At 50.2% G+C, this 22191-nt stretch carries 21 protein-coding genes; 4 read left to right on the top strand and 17 right to left on the bottom strand.

What is annotated here, in order from left to right:
- The 3 genes from T488_RS0112535 (at position 1) to T488_RS0112525 (ending at position 2358) form a co-directional block, all read left to right on the top strand.
- Positions 1-852, top strand: coding sequence for a VanW family protein (locus tag T488_RS0112535; protein WP_207640300.1), 852 nt, complete (start codon positions 1-3; stop codon positions 850-852).
- Between the two features lie 85 nt (positions 853-937).
- On the top strand, positions 938-1717 hold the full coding sequence (locus tag T488_RS0112530; RefSeq protein WP_028521096.1) for a M23 family metallopeptidase: 780 nt from the start codon (positions 938-940) through the stop codon (positions 1715-1717).
- A 101-nt stretch (positions 1718-1818) separates the two neighbouring features.
- Complete coding sequence (locus tag T488_RS0112525) at positions 1819-2358, top strand: flavodoxin family protein (RefSeq protein ID WP_028521095.1); 540 nt, start codon at positions 1819-1821, stop codon at positions 2356-2358.
- A 40-nt stretch (positions 2359-2398) separates the two neighbouring features.
- Here T488_RS0112525 and T488_RS0112520 read toward each other — a convergent pair whose 3' ends face one another.
- The 9 genes from T488_RS0112520 to T488_RS0112480 all read right to left on the bottom strand — a co-directional run bounded on the left by T488_RS0112520 (position 2399) and on the right by T488_RS0112480 (position 12740).
- Complete coding sequence (locus tag T488_RS0112520) at positions 2399-2728, bottom strand: hypothetical protein (protein WP_028521094.1); 330 nt, start codon at positions 2726-2728, stop codon at positions 2399-2401.
- A 20-nt stretch (positions 2729-2748) separates the two neighbouring features.
- Complete coding sequence (gene fba, locus T488_RS0112515; protein ID WP_028521093.1) at positions 2749-3612, bottom strand: class II fructose-1,6-bisphosphate aldolase; 864 nt, start codon at positions 3610-3612, stop codon at positions 2749-2751.
- 251 nt (positions 3613-3863) lie between these two features.
- Positions 3864-5213: a UDP-N-acetylmuramoyl-L-alanine--D-glutamate ligase gene (murD, locus tag T488_RS0112510; protein WP_037298032.1), complete on the bottom strand. Its 1350-nt coding sequence runs from the start codon at positions 5211-5213 to the stop codon at positions 3864-3866.
- Positions 5210-6592, bottom strand: coding sequence for a hypothetical protein (locus tag T488_RS0112505; RefSeq protein ID WP_028521091.1), 1383 nt, complete (start codon positions 6590-6592; stop codon positions 5210-5212). Before T488_RS0112505 ends, murD begins: the two co-directional genes overlap by 4 nt.
- A 22-nt stretch (positions 6593-6614) precedes the next feature.
- Positions 6615-7004: a metal-dependent transcriptional regulator gene (locus T488_RS0112500; protein WP_028521090.1), complete on the bottom strand. Its 390-nt coding sequence runs from the start codon at positions 7002-7004 to the stop codon at positions 6615-6617.
- 150 nt (positions 7005-7154) lie between these two features.
- The gene (locus T488_RS0112495; RefSeq protein ID WP_028521089.1) at positions 7155-9212 is read right to left on the bottom strand and encodes an Eco57I restriction-modification methylase domain-containing protein; all 2058 of its coding nucleotides are present in this window, start codon (positions 9210-9212) and stop codon (positions 7155-7157) included.
- Positions 9213-9262: 50 nt separating this feature from the next.
- Entirely contained in the window at positions 9263-9766 is a 504-nt protein-coding gene (locus T488_RS0112490; RefSeq protein WP_028521088.1) for a GNAT family N-acetyltransferase, read from the bottom strand.
- A 3-nt stretch (positions 9767-9769) separates the two neighbouring features.
- Positions 9770-11293, bottom strand: coding sequence for a xylulokinase (gene xylB / locus T488_RS0112485; RefSeq protein WP_028521087.1), 1524 nt, complete (start codon positions 11291-11293; stop codon positions 9770-9772).
- Positions 11294-11438: 145 nt separating this feature from the next.
- Positions 11439-12740 (bottom strand): hypothetical protein, encoded by a 1302-nt coding sequence (locus tag T488_RS0112480; RefSeq protein WP_028521086.1) that lies wholly within the window; start codon positions 12738-12740, stop codon positions 11439-11441.
- Positions 12741-12923: 183 nt separating this feature from the next.
- Between T488_RS0112480 and T488_RS18955 the strand changes: the two genes are divergently transcribed.
- Complete coding sequence (locus T488_RS18955; protein ID WP_051536466.1) at positions 12924-13439, top strand: VanZ family protein; 516 nt, start codon at positions 12924-12926, stop codon at positions 13437-13439.
- A gap of 78 nt (positions 13440-13517) precedes the next feature.
- On the opposite strand, the gene T488_RS0112470 is transcribed toward T488_RS18955, so the two are convergent.
- The 8 genes from T488_RS0112470 to T488_RS18945 all read right to left on the bottom strand — a co-directional run bounded on the left by T488_RS0112470 (position 13518) and on the right by T488_RS18945 (position 22182).
- On the bottom strand, positions 13518-14738 hold the full coding sequence (locus tag T488_RS0112470; protein ID WP_028521085.1) for a MarR family transcriptional regulator: 1221 nt from the start codon (positions 14736-14738) through the stop codon (positions 13518-13520).
- 235 nt (positions 14739-14973) lie between these two features.
- A complete protein-coding gene (locus T488_RS0112465) occupies positions 14974-15906 on the bottom strand; it encodes an AEC family transporter (RefSeq protein WP_028521084.1) in 933 nt (310 codons plus the stop codon).
- Position 15907: 1 nt separating this feature from the next.
- Positions 15908-18562 carry a YfhO family protein gene (locus tag T488_RS0112460; protein WP_028521083.1) on the bottom strand — a complete coding sequence of 885 codons (2655 nt, stop codon included), beginning with the start codon at positions 18560-18562 and terminating at the stop codon, positions 15908-15910.
- A 107-nt stretch (positions 18563-18669) separates the two neighbouring features.
- Complete coding sequence (locus T488_RS18950; protein ID WP_051536465.1) at positions 18670-19674, bottom strand: hypothetical protein; 1005 nt, start codon at positions 19672-19674, stop codon at positions 18670-18672.
- Positions 19675-19831: 157 nt separating this feature from the next.
- On the bottom strand, positions 19832-20329 hold the full coding sequence (locus T488_RS0112445; protein WP_028521082.1) for a hypothetical protein: 498 nt from the start codon (positions 20327-20329) through the stop codon (positions 19832-19834).
- Positions 20330-20453: 124 nt separating this feature from the next.
- Entirely contained in the window at positions 20454-20870 is a 417-nt protein-coding gene (locus tag T488_RS0112440; protein ID WP_028521081.1) for a Fur family transcriptional regulator, read from the bottom strand.
- A gap of 11 nt (positions 20871-20881) precedes the next feature.
- On the bottom strand, positions 20882-21412 hold the full coding sequence (locus T488_RS0112435; RefSeq protein ID WP_028521080.1) for a hypothetical protein: 531 nt from the start codon (positions 21410-21412) through the stop codon (positions 20882-20884).
- Between the two features lie 128 nt (positions 21413-21540).
- On the bottom strand, positions 21541-22182 hold the full coding sequence (locus T488_RS18945; RefSeq protein WP_155267216.1) for a hypothetical protein: 642 nt from the start codon (positions 22180-22182) through the stop codon (positions 21541-21543).
- Positions 22183-22191 lie beyond the last annotated feature (9 nt).

The raw sequence follows: 22191 nt of genomic DNA, 5'->3' as shown, positions 1-22191 counted from the left end.
ATGGAGATGACGATCATAAAACGTAAACTTTTCTGTGAGATCTCACCTCTGACTTACGCCATTTCAGAGAAGAAGTGCATCTTCCTCAGATCGGTCAAAAACCTGCTGACAGCAAGACACCTTGCAAGTACCAGACAGGAGGAGCCCCTTGAGTATCTCATTTACAGACATAATTCACTTATCAGGCGAAGGCTTGGCAATGTCAACATGGCGCTCCAGGAGAACAAGGCGGTGAATCTTTCCCTTGCTGCTCCCAAAATAAACGGCATACTTATCCGTCCTCATGAGACCTTTTCTTTCTGGTATCTGGTGGGCAAGCTCACCGAGAAAAAGGGCTTCAAGGAGGGCCTCACTATCTTCGCAGATCATCCCTCATCGGGTGTGGGCGGAGGAATGTGCCAGATGACAAACCTTATCCACTGGATGATACTCCACTCGGATATGGACATCACCGAGCACCACCACCATGACGGTCTTGACCTTTTCCCCGATTTTCAGCGAAAGATCCCCTTCGGCACAGGTACTTCAATAATGTACAATTACCTGGATTACCGCTTCACCAACAATACCGACAGGACCTATCAGCTTATCGTCCATACCACAGATGAGTACCTCTGCGGCGAGCTGAGAGCGGACAGGCGTCAGCGGTACAAATACCATATTTCCGCCGAAAACGTGTTTTTTTCCCGTGAGAACGGAACGGTCTACCGCAACGGTGAGGTCTACCGCGACAAGGTGGACTGCAAGACAGGCAATCACATTGAAAAAAAGCTTATCCGCCGCAATCACGCCAGGGTCATGTACGATACCTCAGACCTCGACATAAGGGAGGAAGCTCCCGTAAACGCATAAACACACAGTCCCCGTTTTTCGGGGACTTTTTCATGCTATGTATATTTTCCGATTTTCTGACAAAAATAATGTCGGAGGTGTTAGTGTGAAGAAAAACGAACTGACCGATAAGCATTACGCAAAGGGCTCAAAGGGCTTCTATGCGGCTCTGGGAATAAGCGCCGTCATGGTGGGAGCTGCCTGCCTTTTTGCCCATAAACAGGGAGACAGGCTCGCTGAGAAGCAGCCCTCGCCCATAGTACAGGAGGCTCAGGTGAACAAGCCTGTTACCGACATACCGAAGCCTACCGCTCCTGCGCAGAGAGTTACTACCGCAGCGGTGACGGCTCCTGTTTTTGCAGAAGAACCGACTATATCTGCCGCCGAGATAAGCGTGGACGCTCCCCCGCCTGAGGAGCACGGATTTGCCGAGCAGCCCGTTGAGCCTGCCGCAGCAATGGACGATATGTCCGCAGCAAGAGCTCCTCTCAGCGATATGAGCAGCGTTCTCTCCCCATTCAGCGGCGGTGAACTTGTGAAAAACGAGACCACAGGCACCTGGCAGACCCATAACGGCATCGATATTGCCGCCGAGGTGGGAGCCGATGTGTTCGCTGCCGAAAACGGCGAGATAGCTTCCGTGACCAACGATCCGCTGTGGGGAGTTTCCGTGGTCATCGACCACAAGAACGGCTTCACCACAAAATACTGCGGTCTGGGAGCTGACCTTGCCGTTCAGCAGGGCGATACCGTTGACAGCGGCACAGTTATCGGAGCCGTTGGCGAGACTGCGGATATAGAGAGCTCCATGCCGCCCCATCTGCATATCGAGGTCACTCATAACGGCTCATTCATCGACCCCATGACTGTTCTCAGCTCACAGTAACAAAGGATCACTTCCGTGACTGCGGGAGTGATCTTTTTCTTGACAAAGCAATGCTTCTGTGATATAATCAGACTTATATTTTTATTAACGGAGGTATTATCATGAAAGCACTTGTCATCAATTGCAGTCCCGTGAGAAACGGCGCTACAGCGGAGATCGTAAGGATCATTTCCGGAGAGCTGTCCGAGAGGTATGACACCAAAAGCATATGTATAGACGACTACAGCTTCAGCTTCTGCATGGGCTGTCGTAGCTGTCATAATACCGCCAGGTGCGTTCAGACCGACGATATAGACCTTATCATGGCGGAGTTTGACAGCGCCGACATTATCGTTTCTGTCGCTCCCTCATACTGGGCTGATATTCCCGGACAGTTCAAGGCTTTCATTGACAGGTGTACCCCCTGGTGCAACACCCATGAGCCTCACGCCACTATAAAAAGCGGCAAGAAGGGCTACTCCGTCGCTCTGAGAACAGGGCCCTCCATGAGAGAGTGTGAACGGATAATCGGCAGTATCGAGCACTTCTACGGTCACCTGGAGATAGAATGCTGCGGCAGTCTGGGTCTTTGCTCCGTGGAGTACAAGGAGGCTGTTGAACCGAGAAAAGCCGAGATAACCGATTTCTGCAAAAATATATGAAAAAAAGCCTGAGGAATTACCCTCAGGCTTTTATGTTTATTTATCTTGGCGGAAGGAATACGTTGAGTGCATTTACTAATTTCAGAACATTGCTCTCATTCCTTGACTTTGCAGCAAGCTCAGTTCCGAGATTTGACGAGCTTCTGATGTTTACTCCTGTTCTTCCGTCGGGAAGAACTCCCAGAGTTACAAAGACCTCCTCGCCGTAAGTAAGAAGCGAGAGACCTGTGCTGAACTTTACCTTGTATGCAGCTCTGTCAGCACCCTTGAATTTAAGCTTTATCTGTGCTCCCGCACGCATTACTGCATCGAGAACAGTGTTTATGTCATAGTTATAAGCATAGTTCTGTTCGTAATTACCCCAAGCCATATCTTATACCTTCTTTACGATCAAGCCTTGTTAACGCTTCCGAAGAGCTCCATCTTCTCCTTTACCTTAGCCTTGATAGCCTCAAAGCCGGGTGCAAGAAGCTTTCTGGGATCGAAGCCCTTGCCCTGCTTGTCCTTGCCAGCCTCAACATAGCCTCTTGTAGCCTCTGCGAATACCAGCTGGCACTCTGTGTTTACGTTGATCTTTGCAACGCCGAGAGAGATAGCCTTTGTGATCTGGTCGTCAGGGATACCTGTACCGCCGTGGAGAACGAGGGGCATCTCGCCTACTGTCTTGTTGATAGCCTCAAGAGTCTCAAAGCTGAGTCCCTCCCAGTTTGCGGGATATACACCGTGGATGTTACCGATACCTGCAGCGAGGAAATCTACGCCAAGATCAGCGATCTGCTTGCACTCTGCGGGATCTGCACACTCGCCCTTACCGATAACGCCGTCCTCTTCACCGCCGATAGCGCCTACCTCAGCCTCGATGGAGAGACCAAGATTGTGAGCAACGTTAACGAGCTCAGTTGTCTTAGCAACGTTCTCGTCGATGGGGAAGTGTGAACCGTCGAACATGATAGATGTAAAGCCAGCCTTGATGCACTTGTAGCAAGCCTCATATGAGCCGTGATCCAGGTGAAGTGCAACAGGAACTGTGATACCGAGAGACTTGTCCATAGCTGCAACCATAGCTGCAACAGTCTCGAAACCGCACATATACTTGCCAGCGCCCTCAGAAACACCGAGGATAACAGGGCTGTTGAGCTCCTGAGCTGTGAGAAGGATAGCCTTAGTCCACTCAAGGTTGTTGATATTGAACTGACCTACTGCGTATTTGCCTGCTCTTGCTTTCTGGAGCATTTCTGTAGCTGAAGTTAACATAGATATAATTCCTCCTGAGAATTCATTTACGGGGCTCGTGACCCCATCGTTAATATTATATCATAGCTTGCAGTGAATTGCAAGGGTTTCCGAAAAATTTAGCAATATAAGTTAACGATGGGCAATAATTGGAGCATTTCCGAGGTTAGTTATCAGTGATAAATGAAAAGTAAAATGACAGTTCCTATAAAATACCAAAAGGGCGGATATTATCCGCCCCTTTCTAATTACTACTCACTATTTACTTCTTACTATTCACTAAGCTCGTTTACGAGCTTTTTGAAAGCGTCGCCGCGCTCCTCAAAGTTCTTGAAAATGCCGTAGCTTGCAGCCGCAGGCGACATTACGCAGCTCTTGCCTTCTGGAGTTATCTCCGCAGCAAGCTTTACAGCTTCTGCAAGGTGGTCGGCATAGTGTACGCGGGACTTGTCCGAGAAGTCCTCTCTCGCCTGTATCATATCGAACACACGCTTGCCCGAAGCCTCCATGCAGATGACCTTGACACCGAAGTCCGCAAGGAAGTCCACAAGAGAGGTGTAGTCGATACCTCTGTCCATGCCGCCGATGAGGATAGTTCCCACCTGAGGAACGCTCTGAAGGGCGGATATTGCCGTAGCGCAGGCAGTTGAGATAGAGTCGTCATACCAGCGTATGCCCTTTACCGTATCTACATACTCAAGGCGGTGAGCCAGAGGGTCAAAGCTGCAGAGAGCCTTTGTGAAGTCCTCCTCCTCTACCCTGTCCTTGCAGACGTCCCAGGCAATGGCGATATTGTAGTGATTGTGGGTTCCAAGAAGCTTTATTCTGTCCACGGGTATCTCGTACTCCTCGTCGTCGGAGTCGTATACGATACCGTCTGCAACGTAAACGTCGGCGCTGCTGTCAGTATTTGAAACAGTGACCGCAATTGACGGTATATCATCAGTCCTGATAGCTGAATTGCACCACAGAACATCGCAGACGTCCTGATGAAGATAGATATTCTTCTTTGCGTTGTAGTAGTTCTCCATGGTGCCGTAGTGGTCAAGGTGCTCCTCATAGAGATTGAGGAATACTGCACATCTTGGTGAGACTGTCATGTACTCCAGCTGGTGGCAGGAAAGCTCGCAGACCACAACCGTGTCCTCGTTCATGCCCTCGGCGATGTCGAATACGGGGATACCGATATTTCCTGCGATACGGCAGTCGACACCGCTCTCCTTCAGCACATGATAGATAAGTGAGGTCACCGTGCTCTTGCCCTTGGTGCCTGTAATGCCGATTATCTGCTCGCGGAAGACCTCGAAGAACACCTGTGTCTCGCAGGTTATGAGGCATTTAAGCTCCGAAAGAGACTTCTCCAGCACGATACCGGGACTCTTGAACACCATGTCAAAGCGGTCCAGGCACTTCTGATAATCCTTGCCGCAGATAAGCTCCACGTTTTCGGGAAGACCATTTGCAGCGGCGTCCACAGGATTGAGGTCGGCGACGGCAAGTGAAGCCTGTGCGCCGTACTTCTCCAGTATCTTATATGTGGACCTGCCCTCTCTGCCGAAGCCGAGTATGCAGACTGTCTTTCCCTTGGTGTATTCCTTTATATAGTCGCAGAATTTGTTCAAAGCAGACGCTCCATTTCCTTTTTAAGTATTTTTGCAAATTCAGCAGGCAGCAGGTTCTGCTCGTTGAACGAGCCGCAGTACTCCTTGTTGATACCGTCGATGGTCTCGGGACGGTAGAGTCCGCGGGACTTGTATTCCTCAAACAGCAGCGGAAGCTTCTCGCCCTGCTGCTCAAGCTTCCGTATCGCAAGCGATACGGCTAAATTCACCTCGTCGATGCTTCCCACGCACTCAAAGGGCTTATGCAGGGACTGTCCGATAAGCTCGATGAAGTACTCCTTCATCTTCGGGTCGTCCAGCATATCCTTGCCGAATATGTCCCTGAGCTCCGAAAGGCTGAGGAATGGCGAAAGTATCAGGCTCACAAAAAGGCACTTTGGGCACTCGCCGCACCATATATCCGGTGAGACCTTGCTGCCCAGATTGCAGCTTCTGAACACTGACAGATACTTTCTGTGTGACACGAACATCTTGGCTATCTGGAATTCCGAAAGGGGTCTCAGGAAGCTGAAATAACACTGTCCCGTGCGCAGGTATTTCTCCTCATAGCTGTGGAAGTCCTGCTCGAACTCAAAGCTCTTGGAGTACTGGTGGTTGACGTCCTGTCCCACGACTGTGCTCTCATTGGCACTGGACTCGTTGGAGAGAACGATGTATTTCAGACTGTTGAGGTATGCGGTTATCTCCGCAGAAAAGGCAACTATCGCCGAGAATGGCGTGTGACCGTTGATGAAGCCCTTGTTGTTCAGCTCTACAAGTGAGCGGTCAAAGTGGCGATGTGCGGTGATAAGAGAGCTCTCGGGAAGTCCTGCTGCCGCAACAGTTCCGCTTATTGAGCGGCGCTTGTTGATGGAATAGCACATACAGTCCATTCCCGCGTTCACCAGGGTCTCAAGAGTGAGAGCGGAGTCCTTTCCGCCGCCGATAGGCACAAGACAGCCCTTCGGGGCACGTTCTCTCTCCTCAAGGGAGCTGTCAAAGCTTCCCTCGGCGATTATCTCCACGAAGCTGTCGGGGTCTGCGCTGATGCCGTTTACAAAGAACAGCTCTCCCAGTCCCATGTACCACAGCTTCTTCCACCACTTCTTCTGATCCTCGTCCAGCTCGCCGCACTCCACGCGGAATTTCGGTGAACAGGCAGCCTTCCAGTAGCTTACAGCCTCAGCCATACCCAGCGAGAAAGCCAGTCTCTCGAATTTAAGGTCGCCCTTGACGGACATACCCGCAGGCTTGCCGAAGGTCCAGCTGGGGCGAAACTCAGCCAGTCCCTCGATCTTGAACTTGTAGCCAATCTCCACGGTCTCAGCCGTTTCATTTACATTATAAGATCTGTATACAAAAACGGGATATTTCTCCCTGAATTCTTCATATTTACCCATTGCTATCCTCCGCTGACAGGGATCACTTGCTGTTTTCGGCGTCTCCTGCAAGCTTTCTGTAATGTGCCTTCAGAAGGGCGAAAGTCTCGTCGGAAATATCATGCTCTACCTTACAGGCATCCTCTGCGGCAATGTCGCGGTTAACACCCAGAAGTATAAAGAAATCGGTGAGCACAGTATGGCGGTCATAGATATGTTCTGCAACACTTCTGCCTGCATCTGTCAGGCGGATATGATTGTCGCCGTCCACGGTGACAAGTCCCTCATCCTTCATCTTCTTGAGGATGATTGAAACGGTGGGGCGTGAATATCCAAGATATGAACAGATATCTATTGCGTGAACGTCGGGCTGCTTCTGTGAGAGTATGAGGATAGTCTCCAGATAATTTTCAACTGCTTCAGTAATAGCCATTCTGATCCTCCTTTGCAATACAGTGATTGCCAATTGTTTTAAATGGTATACATATACATTATATCATATAATTATAAAAATAGCAACAGCCGAAGCGAAAAAGTTCTGTTTTGCTTATATGTCCTTATTCTTATGAACAAAGCTGCCATTTCAGACCAAAGGGTGACAGCTGAAGTCCCATGAGGTCTCGAAGCTGTCCCAGTCCTCGCGGCAAAGCTCGGTATTCTCCCTGACAAGAGCGCTTATCTCCGCCATATGCCCCTTTTTTTCGGGCAGGGGCAGTCTGGCAATATCTCCCGGGTTCATGTTCATGGTGGGGTTCAGCACCTCCGAAAGCACCTGCACGGGCTTACTGTTGAGAAGTCCCAGCAGGAAGACAAGGCTGTCCCCGTCCTCCGGAAAGGCGCTTGTACCAGCTACGTTGAACATAAAGTTTTCATTGAAATATCGCACGGAAATGGCTCCGCTGGTTATCTGTGACCAGCTTACCGAGGGACGGAAGTTGAAGGACAGTCCCTGGGGACGGGAGCGAAGCCTGCCCTTTTCGTCGCGGAAATCCATTATCTCCTCCCCCTCATTCTCCCAGTTCACCACGAACTCGCGGTTTCCGTACCATCTGCGGTAGCTGCCGCCTTTATTCAGCAGATACCACTTGTTTTTCTGACTGCCCGAAAATGCTATCTTGTCAGCCTCGACCTCAAACCACCGCCGCAAGAAACGGTCATTGTCTCCAGTGATAAGCCCCTCCCTGACGGGTACGACATCTCCAAGAGCTGTACCGTCAAAAGCCCGAAGCACAGCCTCTCCCAGCCAGTATGCCACGGGAGCCGAGGGAAGTTCCGCAAGCTTTCCCGAGTCTGCTGTATAGCGATAGCCGCAGCTTTCATCGGAAATTGCTGCCATTACGCTAAGGCGCTGCTGCTCCATATCTCCCCTGACATCGGCAAGTCTGAGGTACGTTCCACAGCTTTGAGAACCGTCCTTCACCGCAGTGAATGCACACAAAGGCACGGTGGCGTCCTCAAATGCTGAATACTCAAAGTGGATAAGAGTAGTTATGGGGCACTCCGCAAACATAAGCCGTCTCAGCTTTTCGTAGGACTGAAGAAACAGCCAGGTGGCAGGAGTGAGAAAGCCCATATATCCGCCTTCTTGCAGCTTTTTTACACTCCTTGCCATGAATACAGAGAAAAGATCGGCACTGTGATCGCCGTAGTTTTCGCAGACGTAGTCCCTGAGCACGGTATTCATTGCCGGCTTTCCCAGGTAAGGTGGATTGGTCACAATAATGTCATATTCCTGTCTCAGAAGCTGACCGATCATTGCGCTCTTGCCCTCTGTTGCTGTGAGTTCATCGCTGTTTATGAGTGAACCGATAGTCTCATTTACTCCCGAAAAATCATAGACCTGCGGAGCAGCTTCCGCGCCGAACTTCGCCGCCTTCATGCGCAGAGCCGTCTCCGCCAGAGCACAGGCACGGGGCTCCAGCTCCAGACCGTAGATGTTGTGGGTCAGGGTCTTCTCCGCTGCCTCTTTGTCCGTGCACCCGCAGCTGCGGTAGAGCTCCATAAACACATCAAAGGCATAAAGCAGCACATTTCCGCTGCCCATGCAGGGGTCTATGAACTTTATATCCTCGGGAGCTATCCTGCCCTCCCCCAAGGGACTGCCGAAGCTCAGCTCTCCCTCCGCGATGTCATGTCCATGCTGGCGGATATAGCGTATCAGCGTGTTCTGGACCATATACCTCACTACCCATTCGGGCGTGAAGATCTGAGTTGCAGCGGCTATCCTGTCGCTGCTGAGCCGCTTGCTGTTTTTTAGTCCCACGGCTATCTCCTGCCTGTAGGGCTCGTTGAAGTACTGGTGGAGCTGTCCCGTCACAAGCTCTGTGCTGAAAAATTCATAGCTCAGACCGAGGAGCTTCGCAGCAGTTCCGCCATCATCAAGCAGCTTCGGCGGAATGGGCAGCTCGGGTGAAAGTGTGAATATACCGCCATATCTGCCGCCGAGCTGCCTACACTTTTCCATGAAAAGTACACTGCGGATCTCCTCCGGGCTGTCCATAAGGTCTGCGACGAAGGAGGGCTCCGCCAGGTACACCGTGCAGAGACGCATAAAGCCGAAATATGCTGTTTTCTCGTCGGACTCCGCCATAAGCTCGCTGCGGGCATTCATGGCGAATTTCTTCAGCTGTGATATATCCACTTTGTTTTCCTCACAATTTCCAAAGGCGGACACTAAGTCCGCCTTTTTGTTTATTTGATATGAAGCTCTGCAATTACTGCCTCAAAGACCACTTTTCCGTTATCGCGGGAGTACTGCCCCGAATACTCGGGCACAAAGCCGCATTTCTCCAACACACGTCCCGAAGCACCGTTTTCCTTAGCATAATAAGCCATAAAATCGCGGATACCCTCGGACACCGCCTGCTGTATTACAGCCCTTGCCGCCTCGGTGGCATAGCCCTTGCCCCAGTAGCTGCGGTTGAGATTATAGCCCAGCTCCGTAAGCTTGTCGCCGTCACGGGGGCTGAGACTTATATCACCGATGACCTTGCCGCTCTCCCTGAGCTCAATTGCCATACGGTACTTTTTCTCCATCCATTCCCCTATCCTCTCCTGCGTCTCGCTTATATCAGCGTCGCAGGGATAGGGCATGAACCTGTTGACCTCGGGGTCCGAACGAAGCTCAAAGACGTCCCGGGCGTCAGTCTCACGGAACTGCCGTATTATCAGTCTTTCGGTAGTGATCGTGTCCATTTATCAGAGTGAAGCCAGCTTTGCGAACTGAGCCTTCAGTGCAGGATAGATCTCTCTGTAGAGCTGATAGTACTTCTCATACTCGGGAACGTTCTTCTCGTCGGGAGCCTGAACCTTATCGGTCTTGATGATAGCTCCGCAAGCCTCTGTAACGCTGCTGTAGATGCCTGCGCCAACGCTTGCAAGGATAGCAACGCCCAGTGCGGGACCTTCCTTGGAGGCAACTGTCTTTACATTGCAGTTGTAAAGGTCGGCAAGCATACTTCTCCAGAGAGGTGAGGAACCGCCGCCGCCGCAAGCCATCATGTCGCTTACGTTTACGTTCATCTCGCGGAATACCTCTACGCAGTCGCGGAGTGAATATGTAACACCCTCAAGAACAGCGCGGAGCATATCCTTTCTGGTGTGGATAGCTGAAAGTCCGAAGAATACTCCTCTTGCGTCGGGATCAAGGTGAGGAGTTCTCTCGCCCATGAGGTAAGGCAGATAGAGAAGTCTGTTAGCGCCTACGGGAACTGTCTCAGCCTGCTTGTCCATGAGGTAGTACTCATCAACGCCCATAAGCTTTGCAGTCTCCTTCTCGGTCATGCAGAAGTTGTCTCTGAACCACTTCAGTGAGAGACCTGCGCCCTGTGTAACGCCCATAACGTGCCATGCGTTGGGTACAGCAGCACAGCAGGTGTGGACTCTGCCCTTCTTGTCGATGGATATATCGGAGGTATGAGCGAATACAACGCCCGATGTACCGATGGTCGTGAAAGCCTTGCCGTCCTCAACAACGCCTGTACCTACAGCAGCTGCCGCATTGTCGCCTGCGCCGCCCACAACGATGGTGCCCTCGCAGAGACCGATGGTCTCAGCCATTTTCTTTGTGAGCTTTCCTGTTACCTCGCAGCTCTCGTATACCTTGCCCAGCCAGTTCTTGTCGATCTCGAATGCGCTGAGGAGCTCATCGGACCACTTACGGTTGGGAACGTCAAGAAGCTGCATACCGGAAGCGTCTGATACCTCAGTTGCATACTCGCCTGTGAGGATAAATCTCAGGTAGTCCTTGGGAAGAAGGATATGTGCCACCTTTGAATAGATCTCGGGCTCGTTGTTCTTTACCCAGAGTATCTTTGCAGCTGTCCAGCCTGTGAGGGCAGGATTTGCTGTGATGTCAACAAGCTTTTCTCTGCCGACGATACGGTTCATTTCCTCTACCTCGGCAGCTGTTCTCTGGTCGCACCAGATTATAGATCTGCGGAGAACGTTGTTGTCCTTGTCCAGCATAACGAGACCGTGCATCTGTCCCGAAATACCGATACCCTTAACGTCTTCCTTCTTAACTCCGCTCTTAGCCATAACAGCCTTTACGGTCTCGATCATTGCGTTTGCCCAGTCCGCAGGATCCTGCTCCGCATAGCCGTTCTTGGGCTGATACATGGGATATTCGATAGTCTTTGAAGCGATAACGCTTCCCTTCTCGTCAAAAAGGACTGTTTTTGTACCGCTGGTACCGCAGTCCACACCAATTACATATGCCATAGATTAGCAACTCCTTTTGAATATTTACAGGGAGCCTCCCCTGCATTATAATTCTCTAAATCATAATATCCCTGATAAGCTATAATTCAAGCGCTGCGGGCAGCTCACTTACGGAGCTGCTGAGTCCGCAGCGCCTTTCGTCGGATCAGTTGAGAAGATCTACCGAGAAATGTCTCGAGTTAACATCGTAGTAGTCCTCAAGCTCTGCTACATAGTAGCGGAATACCACCTTATCGGTGATGACCTCCGTATCATTTACGCCCTCGGGTATCTCCTCGTCCTCGGGGTAAACATGGGGCTCAGCCGATACCATCATAACGTCGCCGCTTTCGGAAACTCCCAGATATGCAAGCTGCTCGTCCGAGAGAGTATTGAGCATTACAGTGTGGCTCTTCTTTACATGGAAATAAGTAATTCCCGTAGCCTCATCAACGTGCTCTGTATTGTACTGCTTGAGTGCTCCCGCAGTCATATCGCGGAAGTAAACTCTCTGGCCTGCTGTCATGTCCATTTCCTCAAGGACCTCCTTTGAAGGCTCCTTGATGTAGTATCTTCCGTCAGCCTCCTTGCCTATGCCGAAGAAGTCAAGCTGATCGTCGGTAAGGGTGTCCAGCGGAACGGGATCAACGTCGGAAGCGGTCTTGTTTATCGCAAACTTACGGCTCGCAGAAAGATCTGCCAGCATAAGCTTATTGTCGTAGGTATAGCCAAGCTGTTCAAGCTCGGCGTCGGTAACAGTGACCTCAATGCGGTCTGATAATGAGTTAAGGTGATCTGTGATCTCCTGACGGTTCTGGGTCGTCCAGCTGACAGATACATTGTCCTGAATGGGTCTGTGCATATACACAACCCTCTCCATGTTCTTGAGGGTGAACGTAGCCATTTTGTAGTCCACATCGGCAGTATTGGGCTCAACATAGATAGCTGTGCTGCCGTTTGAGGTATCCTCGGTATTCACTATCCTGTAGCGGTATGTACCCGAGGGTGAAACGCCTGTTTCTATGACGTCTTCCTTGGTAGCTGCTACGAAGAAGGAAGTAAACAGGAAGTAGCCCAGCGCACCGAAGATATACAGAAGGAGTATAATGGTGGCAAGAGCGGTTTTCACTCCCTCTCCCGCGCCAGACAGGAGGAGAATGACGATACCAACTACAATTATGGGGATAATGAGCCCCCATTCTCCGAAATACAGCAATACCACAGGAAGCATCGCGGGAAGGATGATAAAGCTGCATATCCTTGTGATGATCTGATGCCTTGTATACAGCATGATTATCAGTGCCAGGAGCGATATGCCCGTCACCGCAAGACACAGTGATGTGCGCTGATGAACGTGAATATCATAGAATATGGAAAAATACGCAAGCTTGCATACAAAGAAGGTGTAGATTATGCTCAGGACCGAAATGACTCTTTTTGTCCAGACATTTCCAAAAATACTTTTCATTATTGCCTCCGAAATATATTTCTATGTAAAAGCTATGCGGCTGTAAAGTCACACACAGTATATTATATCATTTTTCTTTTCGGTTTACAAGGTTTTTTTGAAATTTTTTCATTAAAAGCCGCACTTTACAAAAGTCCGCAATAATTGTATAATATATAGAGCAATAAATGAAAGGGAAAAGCAATGAACAAAGCCAAGCACAAAATACACGTTTATCAGATCCTGTTTCTGATACTTACACTCGCCGTCATGGTGACCATATTCATGTTTTCCTCGCAGGACGCTGAGGAATCCTCACAGACCAGCTCAACTATAACCAAGGCTGCTGTTATCATCATCGACAGCAACTACTACAATGAGCCTCCCGAAAAGCAGAAGGAGATCTGGGACCTTGCCTCATTCATAGTCCGCAAGCTTGCACACTTCTCAATATATACCGTTCTGGGGTTCTGCGCATCGACGACTCTGGGCAGGCGAAAGCTGTTCACGCTCAGAAGCCTCGGAGCAGTGGCTTTCGGCTCCCTGTATGCTCTCACGGACGAATTCCACCAGAGCTTTTCCGCGGGACGCTCCTGCGAATTCAGGGACATGATGATAGATTCGGGAGGTGCCCTTCTGGGTATGCTCATATCCGTTGCAGTTATGGGGATAGCCGGTCATATTGCTGCAAAGCGCCGCAAAACAAAGCTAAAACAGTAAAAGAGTGCCCCCCGGGCACTCTTTTTTGATGTCAACCGAAAAGACCTGAAGAAGCATAGCTCCTTCAGGTCTAAAAAATCACTGCATTCCGCCTCTTACATAGAAGTTATCCTGGATTATCAGTGCACAGCCGCCGAGGAAATTGTTCTTTCCGTCCAGCTTGCTGAGGACAACTCTGTCTGCGATCTCCTCGCTGACAAGGCGTATCATCTCACGCTTGCAGTAGTCAAACTGCTTCTCGTTGAGCTTGAAGTTGTGAAGAACTATCCTCTTTGCGAAGTGGCTGATAGCCAGATTGTTGATGAGAACAGTGTATTTTGCGATAAGGTCGTCCACGATGTTCTTGACAGGCTCCTCGCCTCTCATGAGCGCCATGAATACGTTATCGGTATTGATTCTGGTCTTGTCACCCTCTGTGAGCTCATAGAGCACAGGGGTCTTGTCCTTTGAGTATACCTCATAGAAGGCATTGAGCATAGCTGTTCTTGAGAGCTCTGCCTTTACGGAGCCGTTGGGATAGCCCTCATAGGACTTTCCGTTGGGACAAACGATATATCTCTCGATGGTGGAGGTATATGAAACGTAGTCCGCAGACAGCTCGTTCTTGTTGATGATAGCCAGGTTCACCTGATTGCCGTTGTGGATGAACGCCTGGTTGGTCTGGTAGCCGTTCTGTGTTCTGAAATCATTGCTTGCCAGAGCCATGAGGCCGATAGCATTACCGCAGTGGATCTCGAAATTGAGACCGCCTGAGAGCTTGTCGATAAAGTTTGTGAAGTCAAGGACGCCGTCCTTGTAGAATATCTTCAGCTTGCCCCACATGGAAGGAACCACACCTACACCGAGACCGAGTATCTTATCCTTGGTAAGAGCGCTGTTCTCCACCATTTCGTTGCTGGTCTTGATTATGTAGTTTATGATGTCCTTGCTTGTGGTCCTGTCGTCAATGACCATGCTTGCCTTGTCAAGCACCTCGGAATTAAGGTTGGTAAGACCGATGCTTACCTCCTTCTCGTCAACGGTAGCACCCAGTGCAAAGCGGCTGTTCACGTTGATGTCGATAAGGATCTTTCTTCTTCCCTTCTGAAGCTTCTCTGTGTTTACGGGAGCTTCACCGATCTCTACGAGAACTCCCTCTTCGATCATTTCATTTGTGATGATAGTAACTGCTGCTCTTGTGATCTCCAGCGCGCTTGCCACATCGACTCTGGAAATAGGACCTGATTCTCTGATGACCCTGAGTATCTGCATTCTGTTACGCCTTTTAAGATCAAGCTTACTGATACCTCTTTTTTCCATACTTCAACAACTCCATTTCTTCTTGATTCTGTTTCGGGATCGGATCCCACGCTGTACAATCTGCATATCCCCACAGGAGTTTTAAACAGTCCAGACTGTTATAACTGCCTGTATAATTTTATCTTTTTATAAAAAAGCCAATCTCTTTTAACGTATTTATATTATAACACAATATTATTAAAATTCAAACCTTTTAAGGCAAATATTTATAAAATCAGCGTTTTTTACAAATTACTCAGAGTATCTTTGTTAAATATTCCGTAGCTTTAACGACCAGCGGCAGCGAAACCACGGAAAGCACGGTACCAGCGGTAAAAATCTCCGAAGCGTATACCGAATTCCTGCCGTATCTGATGCTGAGAAGAGTGCACATTGCAGCAGGCGGTGCGGAGGCTGCGATGAGCACTGTCATGCGTACGGTCTCGTCTATACCCGTCAGCAGTGAAAGGGGCACCGCCAGTATCAGCGGCACCACTATGAGCTTCAGCAGGCAGACATAGTAAACTCTGGCATTTTTCAGCAGCTTCGGTACGTTTGTGGAAGCTATGGTAACTCCCGAAACTATCATCGCCATGGGAGTGTTGACCTCCTTGATGAAGCCGAGAGCGCTCAGCGCCGTAGATGGCAGCCTTATGCCCAGGAAGAAGGTGACAAGCCCCAGAACTATAGAGATTATTGTGGGAGAATAGAACACCTTCACCACCTGCCGGAAGTCCTTTTTGCCTGAAATAAGTATAACGCCGTGGGTCCAGACGATAAGATTGAATACGGTTATGAATGCGGTGAGGTAGAATACTCCCTCATCGTGGTAAATGGCGTCCACAAGGGGGATACCCATGAAGCCGCAGTTGGAGTACACCGACGAAAAGCGCTCTATCTCGAATTCTCTGCCCTGCTTCTTCCTTACAAAGAGGTAAGAGAGCAGTATCACAAGGGTCATGGCTGCAACGGAGATAACAAAGGTTATAAGCAGATTCCTTGCAAGCTCAGTGCGGTATGGCTTCTGGTAGGACATGAAGATAACTACAGGGTTCACCACCTGGAGCACGAACTTGGACAGGTCCTTGTTGGAAGCCTCGCTTATAAGCTTTGTTTTTGCGCAGACAACGCCTATGGCTATGAGTATCAGCATTATCAGCGTCTGGTTGAAGATAGTCGATGAAACCATTTTATCCTCCGATAAGGTAGATTATATTGACAACAGCCCACACCAGCGGAGCTGCCGCATAGAATATCAGCACAGTAACGGCACTGAGTCCGATAATGGCTTTTGAGGCAGCTTTTTCGAGGCTGCCCTTCTTTTTCCTTTTGAGCACGACCATCAGCACTGCAAAGAGAAGGATACCCGCGCAGGTGAGAACTGCTCCGGTTTTCAGTCCCCTGGGACAGAAACGCAGCCGCACTGTGCCGCCGCCCTCGGGCACTTTCACGGCGCAGAAGCCCCCAAGTACCTTGTCAAGGGAGGCGTTTTCGCCGTTTACAGTGCAGCTCCAGCCCTCTGACCAGGATACCGGCAGATAGACATAGCCTGCCGACTGAGCTGTTGCAGTAATGGTATTGCCATCAACACTCAAAGAAGCCGTTTCCGCAGAGGCTATCGCCTCAGCCGCCCTCTCCGCGTCAAAGGTGTATACTCCGAAGCTGGTGGCAGTAAAGTCCTTCAGCACCCTCACCCTGACAGTGACGGTCTCGTCCTCATAGGTGCCCAGGTCTATTATGCCGTTTACAGTGCTCGTGGGATAGCTGCCCACTCTGAGCTCACCGTTTACCCATACCTCGGTGCTGTTGACATAATCCTCATCGACGCTGGTGGAGTAGCAGCCGAAAAGGTCGAAATACAGCTCACGGCAGCCCTCTATCTCAGCCTCATATATGAGCTCTGAGGGCTCGTCCGGCACAACAGAGACCACTGTCTCCCCTTCCACCTCGTTTATCATAACACCATTTACAGCGGCGGGAGCAAGCTTCTGAACGGTATCGCTCTCGCCGAAAAGCCTTTCAGCAATAAAATCCGTAGCTTCCATGCGCTCATAGTCCCCGAAGTCTGAGAGCTCCCCGGGTGGCACCTGAGAAACTACGGCTCCCGCAGGAACATTGGGGTCAATATACAGGGAAAGGTTCCCCTTCAGGTCATAGGGCTCATAAAAGCGGTTCCTGCCTTTTTCGCCGATCACGTACTTGTTCAGCAGCAGCTCATCGGTGAGCATAGTTCCACCTGTGGAGTCCATATCCAGCCAGTGAGAGGAATAGCCCATACGCTTGAGGGCATAGAGCACGTCGCAGTCCGTAAGGGAGGTATAATGTCCTATGGAATACTTTCCCATCGCCTCCGCGTAGTTGGGGTAGTAGTACCTTTTCAGCTCCTTAACGCGGACAAAGCCCTCATCGGGCACACGCTCCAGCACATCGCAGGTGGTCTTGAAAAAGCCTGTAGGATCGCTTGCCTCGGCAACATTTATGCCGAAGCTCATGAAGCTGTCGCTGAGGAGAACAGCTCCCATGGCCGTGATAGTCAGCCATTTCGGGATACGCCCCCTACGGAAGCTGTATATGCAGACAAAGCAGACTGCTGCCCCCAGAAGCGCCAGAGCGGAGATAATAAAGCCGTCCTTTCCGTGCACCCACAGGCTGTGGGCGTAGGAGCTGAGGCTGCTTCTGTGTGTGTGGGCGATAAACGCCGCAGCTGCGTAAACAGCGGCAAGAACAGATACTATAATGCAGGCAGAGCCCCTGTGCTTCTTCTCCGGAGCTTCCTCAAGAAGAGCTCCGCAGGCTGAGAATATCAGCAGAAGAACTATAAAGCCGTAACGCAGCGGGTATGCCTGATAGCTTCCCGTCTGCAGCAGCTTGTTGGCAGGCTCAACGAAAGCGCCTGCAAGGGAGATAAGTCCCGAAGCGCCGAATAACAGAGCCTTTCCCGATTTCATGCTCTTTCTGAAAACTATAATGAGAAGGGCTCCTGCCAGTACAAGAGAAGTTCCCGACAGCACCGCTATTTTGTCAAAGTTCCTGTCCGCAAAATAGCCGCCGAAAAATGCGTCGCTCAGGGAGTTTCCTCTTCCCGAGGCTGTGTACTGGGCAAAGGCAGGGAGCCAGACTCCGCCGCTTATAAGAGCAGCACACAGGTCCGCCGCTATGAGCCTCAGCGCTCTGCTGCCGCGGTCTTCGGGCTCACAGCACAGGTACAGGGCAGCTCCGCCAAGCATGGCTATAAAGACTATGACCATGAAGCTGATATAGAAGTTCATCGCCACGCACATCGCCAGACAAATGGCATAAGCTCGCCATTTGCCGCTGCGTAAAAGCCTGAACAGCGAGATCATCAGCAGCGGGAACACTATCATCATATCTATCCACATATCGTTCTGGTAATAGAGCATGACGTAGCCGCTGAGCCCATACATCACCGACATAAGGACTCCCATAGGCACATTGAGCCTCGGCAGCACTCTGCGGAAATACAGCTCCGCCGACGCAGAGCTCAGTCCCACTTTTATTACAAGCATGATATTCACGAACCATATCATGCGGGAGTTGTCCACGGCAAGACTGATAAGGGACAGCGGTGAGGACAGAAAAAACAGGAACACTCCGTAGAAATTCATCATTCCTCCGCCCCTGCCGAGAAACAGAGAGCCTCCCGAAAAGGCGGTCTTCAGCTCCATTAGCAGAGGGACGTACTGCTGATCCATGTCGCACCATGCCACTGAGCGCTCACCGAAGGGATAGTAGCCGTGAACAGCGTAGAACAGCATAAAAAGTACAGCCGCAGCTGCTCCTGCCATGAGCGGTGCGGTAAATAATGTCATATCACGTTTTTTCATGCTGTCCCTCCTTTGCATTAACCAAATTATTTTACCATACTTTCAGACAATAGTCAATAAAAAATCCGAAGCATTTCTGCTTCGGATTTTTCTGATCTCAGATTTTATCAATCATCATAGTAATCAAGCTCGTCAGCTGACATAGGAATGATCTTCCAGCCGTCGCCCTTTACCTTGACAACACAAATCTTTTCTGTATCGTGCTTTGTCTCGCCGTCTTCGTTCTTGAACTTGGTCTTGACCTTCATCTCGAAGCCCTGGCTTACCTCGATGTCGTCATCGTCTGCATCGTAATCCTCGCACATATCCTCGAAGTAATTCTCAGCCTGTCTGATGTCAGACTTCTTGAGCTTCTCCTTACGAGTGATCTTGTCAAACTTGTGAAGTGTCTCATCGTCTTCCAGATCGTCGATCATATCCTCGACCATCTCGTTGAAGCTGTCAACCTTATCCTCGTACTCGTCCTCGTCCTTGAGTTCCTTGATAACAGACTTGGGAAGAGTGAGCTCCATCATGGTCTTTCCGCCGTTCTTGTTTGAAGCAGCCTTGACATACTTCTTTACAGCGCCCTTTGCACCGCCGCCTAAGCAGAGTACGCAGAGAAGAAGGAGTATGAGAGCTGCGATAGCGGCTACTGCTATATAAACGACATTTTTGTTATTCTTCATGCTTCCGGGAAGGTTATTGGAAATATCGCCTGCGATATTGTCTACCTTCTTAGCGATGTCAGCACCGTTGATGCCTGCCTTCTGAGCAGCGTTGTTCACCTGCTGACCCGCATTCTGAGCAGCCTGTACTGCATCGTTCTTAACGCCGTTTGCAGCGTCAGCAGCATTGTTGACAGCCTGAGCAGCGTCGTTCTTCACCTCGTTGACTGCATTGTTCACAGCATTTGCTGCACCGTCAGCAACGTTGTTCACAGCGTCTGCTGCCTTTTCAGCAGCATTGCTTACAGTCTCTGCTGCCTCGTTCTTTACTTCGCTTACAGCGTTTTCAGCAGTGTTGACACCGTTCTCTACGGTCTCCTTTACTTCGCCTGCTGCCTTAGCACCTGCACAGTCACAGGAGCCTCCTTCGGGGATCTGCTTTCCGCAGTACTTACAAAATGCCATAAGATAACCTCCAGATAAAATATTTCAATAATTATTCTATCATATATTACCATAAGTTGTCAAGCAAAACCATTTATTTTGAGCGTCAAAAAAATTTTTTCGTCAGTTTGCATAAAAATACAAAAAAGCGCCGGCTTTCCTTTAAAAAGTCCGCGCTTTATCTGTTATTCTGACGCTTTTTTGCAAGCATATAGGGCACTGAAAACGCCAGTGCAGGCACTGCCGCAGCAGGCAGAAACGCCGCCAGCTCCCGCGCCGACAGGTCGGCTGACGATGCCGAGGGCTCTATAAAATTGTATAGCTGCATAAATGCAGGGTTGACCAGCTTGAATATGCCGTAGAACTCAAAGACTCCGCCAAGAGCCGATATGCAGAGCACGGCATAGCTTATGAGCGGTATCACCGTAACTGCCGCAGCAGCACAGATAAGCTCCGCACGAGACACCTTTTCGCCCCTGCGCTCTCTTTTCCGGTCTGCCGCTGCCTCCTTCAGCGCAAAGTCTGCAAGCACGCAGATCAGCACAGATACGGTGCACACAAGGCAGATCACTCTGAAAACACCTTTGCCCAACGCTGCCAGCATTATATTCACAAACAGGCACAGCAGCTCAGCAGCAATATACCGCAAAAATGCTTTTATAGTCTTCGCTCTCATGATCCTCTCTTTCCGCGTATAGGAAGCCGCTTTCCGCACATAATAATACAGGAGGTGTTACTATGCACGAAAACGACGAACAGGACGTAAAGATCTACATTCCCAGGGGCTCCGACGAGAACGGTCAGTCCTTGCCGCAGCAGTCCGAGCAGCGTCCGTAGAACACTGTCTGGGAGTAGTCTATGGAGAAGCCGTGTTCCTCCTCGATATGACGTGTAAGGTCTGCGAGATGATCGCAGTCAAGATGGATCAGTCTGCCGCAGCTCAGGCACTTCAGATGGAAATGACTGCGGCACTGCTCCTCGTCCTCGATGTACTGATAGCAGGCACAGGTCTTGCCGTCAAAGGCGTATTTCCGCACCAGTCCCTGCTCCACCAGACGGTCGAGCTGTCTGTATATGGTGGCGACTCCCACGGGAGTTCCCTCAGCAGACAGGAAGGCGCTTATCTCCTGGACATTGGTGTGCTTGTTCTTGTTTTTCATAAGATATGAGAGAAGGTTTTCCTTCTGTTTTGTATTGTACCCAGAGTCTCTCTTCATTTTCTCCTCCGTTACTGTGTGATGATCTTCCAGCCCTCACCGCTGAGCTTTACGGCAAAGACGTTCTGCTCCCCTGCCTTGCTGCCGTTTTTAAGGTAATCATAGGTAAGCTCGTAGCCCTCTGTGATACTGAGCTCCTCCGCCTTTATCTCCGCATAGGGAGCGCTTATGGACACAAAATACCGCTTTATGCTGTCAGTCTGATCCGCAGTTATCTCCTTTTCCGATACAATCTTTCCAAAGGAGTATTCTCCGTCGTCCTTGCTGAGATTCTTTTTCTGACTGTCATTGAAGGTCTTCACCATTCCGCTGTATCTGCCGTTTTTTTCCATAGTGCCGATGACCTCATCGGGGAACATATAGTCATAGAATATCCCTCCGCTGTCCTTTGTATACATAGCAGTGAAATACTCCTTAACAGCCTCCTCGCAGGAAGAGCTGTCCTGACTTGCCGCCCTTACTATGGAAACAGAGCCGCCCTTTGAGCTGCAGCCCGCAAGCACAGCAGCTCCCAGAAGCAGGGTAATTGCCGCTTTCTTCATCTGTTATTCCTCCGTAAGCTCCGATCATATGTATTTATACCGATTATACCACTATTTCGCCGCCTTGTCAATGCGGGGATATGCAAAAGCACCACTGTGACAGCGGTGCTTTTATTTCATATAAACTTTTATCTTACCTCGATACCGGGGATCTCGTCTGCCTTATGACAGGAGCTGTCGCCCTTTTCGGCAAGTCCCATCTGAAAAGCTGCAATGAGCCTGTAAAGCGTCGATGGGAAGTATTTTCCCTTGTACTCCTTCTTCACTCTGTCAAAATCGCCGGTCCTGCGCATGAGGTCAGCTGCAAGGAGAACGATATTATGATCCCCGGAAAGCGAAGCCTTGTGGCTGTCGTAGATCCTGAGAGCTGTCCTGCGGCACTCAGCCGCTCTTTCTTCGTCATTCTCGTCGTCGCATACCCAGGCTGCGTAAAGAGCTGCCTTCACTGCCTCGTTATAGACCTTGCTCTTCTCGCAGGAAAGGGACATTTTAAGGAAACGGGCAGCAAGGTCATCGCCCTGCTTCCTGTACCTTTCGCTCATGGGGTACTCCTTTGTGAACTCCGCAGGAATATCTATGGATGCATTGCAATAGCCGCAGTGAGGGCACTCCATGACCCAGTGCTTTATATAGGAGCGATGAGGCTCATCGGGCCTCATATCAAGGTCGGGAACGCTTTCATCGGGGTCAAACTCGACGACCACGTTCTGGAGAGAGGCCTCTCCGCAGACAGCGCATACCAGTTCTTTTTCTTCGGTTCTGAATGCCATATGCTTCAC

This window comes from Ruminococcus flavefaciens ND2009 (assembly GCF_000621785.1).
Taxonomy (GTDB): Bacteria; Bacillota; Clostridia; order Oscillospirales; family Ruminococcaceae; genus Ruminococcus; species Ruminococcus flavefaciens_C.
The sequence above is the reverse complement of the archived record's forward strand: the minus strand, read 5'-3'. Positions and strand labels throughout refer to the sequence as shown.

What these genes read in the sequence shown, in the direction of transcription:
- T488_RS18950 (WP_051536465.1), bottom strand. Translation starts at nt 19,674, where the DNA reads ATGGCATTTTGTAAGTACTGCGGAAAGCAGATCCCCGAAGGAGGCTCC.
- T488_RS0112465 (WP_028521084.1), bottom strand. Translation starts at nt 15,906, where the DNA reads ATGGTTTCATCGACTATCTTCAACCAGACGCTGATAATGCTGATACTC.
- T488_RS0112500 (WP_028521090.1), bottom strand. Translation starts at nt 7,004, where the DNA reads ATGGCTATTACTGAAGCAGTTGAAAATTATCTGGAGACTATCCTCATA.
- T488_RS0112535 (WP_207640300.1), top strand. Translation starts at nt 1, where the DNA reads ATGGAGATGACGATCATAAAACGTAAACTTTTCTGTGAGATCTCACCT.
- T488_RS0112460 (WP_028521083.1), bottom strand. Translation starts at nt 18,562, where the DNA reads ATGAAAAAACGTGATATGACATTATTTACCGCACCGCTCATGGCAGGA.
- T488_RS18955 (WP_051536466.1), top strand. Translation starts at nt 12,924, where the DNA reads ATGAACAAAGCCAAGCACAAAATACACGTTTATCAGATCCTGTTTCTG.
- xylB (WP_028521087.1), bottom strand. Translation starts at nt 11,293, where the DNA reads ATGGCATATGTAATTGGTGTGGACTGCGGTACCAGCGGTACAAAAACA.
- T488_RS0112445 (WP_028521082.1), bottom strand. Translation starts at nt 20,329, where the DNA reads ATGAGAGCGAAGACTATAAAAGCATTTTTGCGGTATATTGCTGCTGAG.
- T488_RS0112440 (WP_028521081.1), bottom strand. Translation starts at nt 20,870, where the DNA reads ATGAAGAGAGACTCTGGGTACAATACAAAACAGAAGGAAAACCTTCTC.
- T488_RS0112480 (WP_028521086.1), bottom strand. Translation starts at nt 12,740, where the DNA reads ATGAAAAGTATTTTTGGAAATGTCTGGACAAAAAGAGTCATTTCGGTC.
- T488_RS0112435 (WP_028521080.1), bottom strand. Translation starts at nt 21,412, where the DNA reads ATGAAGAAAGCGGCAATTACCCTGCTTCTGGGAGCTGCTGTGCTTGCG.
- fba (WP_028521093.1), bottom strand. Translation starts at nt 3,612, where the DNA reads ATGTTAACTTCAGCTACAGAAATGCTCCAGAAAGCAAGAGCAGGCAAA.
- T488_RS0112490 (WP_028521088.1), bottom strand. Translation starts at nt 9,766, where the DNA reads ATGGACACGATCACTACCGAAAGACTGATAATACGGCAGTTCCGTGAG.
- T488_RS0112505 (WP_028521091.1), bottom strand. Translation starts at nt 6,592, where the DNA reads ATGGGTAAATATGAAGAATTCAGGGAGAAATATCCCGTTTTTGTATAC.
- T488_RS0112520 (WP_028521094.1), bottom strand. Translation starts at nt 2,728, where the DNA reads ATGGCTTGGGGTAATTACGAACAGAACTATGCTTATAACTATGACATA.
- T488_RS0112470 (WP_028521085.1), bottom strand. Translation starts at nt 14,738, where the DNA reads ATGGAAAAAAGAGGTATCAGTAAGCTTGATCTTAAAAGGCGTAACAGA.
- T488_RS0112525 (WP_028521095.1), top strand. Translation starts at nt 1,819, where the DNA reads ATGAAAGCACTTGTCATCAATTGCAGTCCCGTGAGAAACGGCGCTACA.
- T488_RS18945 (WP_155267216.1), bottom strand. Translation starts at nt 22,182, where the DNA reads ATGGCATTCAGAACCGAAGAAAAAGAACTGGTATGCGCTGTCTGCGGA.